Source organism: Deltaproteobacteria bacterium, from assembly GCA_003194485.1.
Taxonomy (GTDB): domain Bacteria; phylum Desulfobacterota; class Dissulfuribacteria; order Dissulfuribacterales; family UBA3076; genus UBA3076.
Map to the genome: position 1 here is coordinate 1 of PQXD01000074.1, position 2386 is coordinate 2386.

Consider the following 2386-nt stretch of genomic DNA (forward strand, 5'->3'; position numbering starts at 1 on the left):
CCATATTTCTCTGCACCAAAGGTAAAAACTTTCATCACTTCTTCTGTGGCTTTGGAGGGCAAGAGCTCCGGTCTGACTTTTTTATTTGAGTCATATTTCGTTGCCTTGCCCATTCTCTTCATCCTCCTTCAATGTCTTAAAAAGGCATCTTTTCGTCTTTTGTTACTGTTGCTATCTTGGTAAACTGGATCGAAACATAATTCCTGCCGTTCTTTTCCTTATCCCAGCCAGCTATCTCCAAGTCCTGACCGTTAATCGTAACCTTTCCATAATACCGCGGTTTGTTAGATCCCTGCTCCCAGTAGCTCGACTGTCCAAGGTACCCGTAACCAACCTTTTCGCGATTCTGTGCCATTTTCTTTCTCCTTTTTGCTTTATTGTTGTTATATATTAATCTTGACTATTTCGTCAGAATAGCCTGGCCATTCTCCCGTCTTTAAGCATTGCCGATACTTCGACAAAACTTCATTGACTTTTTGTTCTGTGATTGATAAATCCTCGATCTCATATACCAAGACCCCATGAGGAGGATCTTTTTCCACGACCACAAACCGAAATGCATAGACTGGTTCAAATTGTCCAACTCCTCTCAAATACCAAAGAGCTTGAACATCAAGAGAATAATCCCTGATATCATAATGGAAATACCGAGCATCTCTCCTTGTGGTTTTCAGGTCATAGATTACTCCACCCTCAATCCAATCCGGCCTGCACTTACACATAATAGCATCCGGCTCTGCTATATCTTCCCAGAAATAGGAAACCTCAGCTACCCCTGGGCCAGAGAAATAGGGGGCCACTTGCTCAGCCATCGCACACACCAGATCAGCTTCTTTGGCCGAAATGGCATCAGGATTTGTCTCTTGAAATTCTTTCCCTTGTTTTGTGCGACCATCAAACTCATTTACCACAGGGGGGACACCTTCCAGTACCAACCTGTGGAGAGCAGTGCCAACACGAAAATGCGGAGAGCTACTCTCTGGCTTGTTGTAAAATTTGAAGTGTCGCATAGATCTCAGCATGCGCACAATGTCCGAGCGAGACAGGGCAGGGTCCGCATGGTAGGCTTCCATGTCCAGGTTTTTATATACTCCTACCTTGATGACGCCGCTCATTTTATACACCCCTCAAGATTTTAGCAAGCTGGGTTTTTTCGGTCTCAGATAAACCCTTCAGGCGCCCGGTCGCCATGCACTTTTTCCAGAATGTACGCCCTTGCTCAAGGTCCGGCTTCCCTGAACCCCTGTTTAGCGCTCTAGCTTCCCGGCAGAGCTGATCGAACTCAGACGGAACCTCAGCATCCACTAAACTCATAGACGTGCCAGCTTGGAAGACGGGCTTCAGTTCCCCTCTATAGGCCTTGCCGCCAATTCCAAAGAGGGCTAAGCACTTCTGGACGGCATCTGTTACAGCGCCCTTGAGTGCTGAACCTGTGTCGCCTCTGATTATTTGAGACTCACCAAACTGAGTATGGCTGGCGCCACCGATGGTTACGGTAACCCTAACTACTGCCTGCTTATCTGTGTGGAAGTGCTCATCCACTGTATGGCTCCAACTATCGGCGCCCAGGACCTCGCTCACGGCATCGAATACGAACTGAGGAATGTAGCCAAAAAGCTCTGGCCGATTTCCTAAACCAGGCTTCTTCTGGACGGCACGAGCACCCTTCGAATCTAGGAGCTCATTGATCCTTGAGATTTTTTCAGTTAATTGGTTCATATTTTTCTTTTAACCCCCTTGTTTTATGTTACCCCTATTCTAAATCATAAAAGCCATTCTGTCAAGCACTTTTTTGAAACTTTTTCAAATTATATACAGCCAGCCATAAAGCGCTATGCATAAGGCATCGGCCATTCCGTCATGGGGCTTCCTCTTGCGCCCTGGAGTTAGATTTACTGAAGGAAATTTTTCTTGGCAAACAGCAACTGATGCTTTTTTAGTGTCCAAGCAATCTTTGGGTAATATTTTTGCTTGCCAAGTGCGCGGGGGAACCTCGATACACGGAATACGCTCTACCCACACCAGTGTAAGTAGTCGGCCATAATTCATGCAAGTGGTGCAGAGTGACTGGCTACTGCCTCCAGGGAATCCCCACACTCGCTCGGTAAAGACATGATCAGCCCCCGAAATAAATCTGACGATCTCAGCCAGGTCAAGTTCTTTCTGCTTTACCGGCATAGGGACTGCCATAGCTTTTACGATTTTACCACCGATGCACTCAAGCCTGGCTATTCCGCCGTTTATCCCCGGGTCAAAGGCTACTATTATCATATTATACCTCTCTCTCACCGTCCGAGAGTCTTAAATTAATAACATCTTCCAACTCTCTGATGGCCTTATGGATCGCCATCCGGATTTTCCGATCCTTGCGCAGTTGGGCAGCAGT

Annotated in this window: 4 protein-coding genes; all 4 read right to left on the reverse strand. The window is 46.7% G+C overall.

Annotation, left to right across the window (positions count from 1 at the left end; all coding sequences use genetic code 11):
• Positions 1-136 precede the first annotated feature (136 nt).
• Positions 137-355, reverse strand: coding sequence for a hypothetical protein (locus C4B57_12135; GenBank protein ID PXF50362.1), 219 nt, complete (start codon positions 353-355; stop codon positions 137-139).
• Positions 356-383: 28 nt separating this feature from the next.
• The gene (locus tag C4B57_12140; protein ID PXF50363.1) at positions 384-1115 is read right to left on the reverse strand and encodes a hypothetical protein; all 732 of its coding nucleotides are present in this window, start codon (positions 1113-1115) and stop codon (positions 384-386) included.
• A gap of 1 nt (position 1116) precedes the next feature.
• Positions 1117-1719 (reverse strand): hypothetical protein, encoded by a 603-nt coding sequence (locus C4B57_12145; GenBank protein PXF50364.1) that lies wholly within the window; start codon positions 1717-1719, stop codon positions 1117-1119.
• 84 nt (positions 1720-1803) lie between these two features.
• Entirely contained in the window at positions 1804-2271 is a 468-nt protein-coding gene (locus C4B57_12150) for a hypothetical protein (protein ID PXF50365.1), read from the reverse strand.
• Positions 2272-2386 lie beyond the last annotated feature (115 nt).

What these genes read in the sequence shown, in the direction of transcription:
- C4B57_12135 (PXF50362.1), bottom strand. Translation starts at nt 355, where the DNA reads ATGGCACAGAATCGCGAAAAGGTTGGTTACGGGTACCTTGGACAGTCG.
- C4B57_12140 (PXF50363.1), bottom strand. Translation starts at nt 1,115, where the DNA reads ATGAGCGGCGTCATCAAGGTAGGAGTATATAAAAACCTGGACATGGAA.
- C4B57_12145 (PXF50364.1), bottom strand. Translation starts at nt 1,719, where the DNA reads ATGAACCAATTAACTGAAAAAATCTCAAGGATCAATGAGCTCCTAGAT.
- C4B57_12150 (PXF50365.1), bottom strand. Translation starts at nt 2,271, where the DNA reads ATGATAATAGTAGCCTTTGACCCGGGGATAAACGGCGGAATAGCCAGG.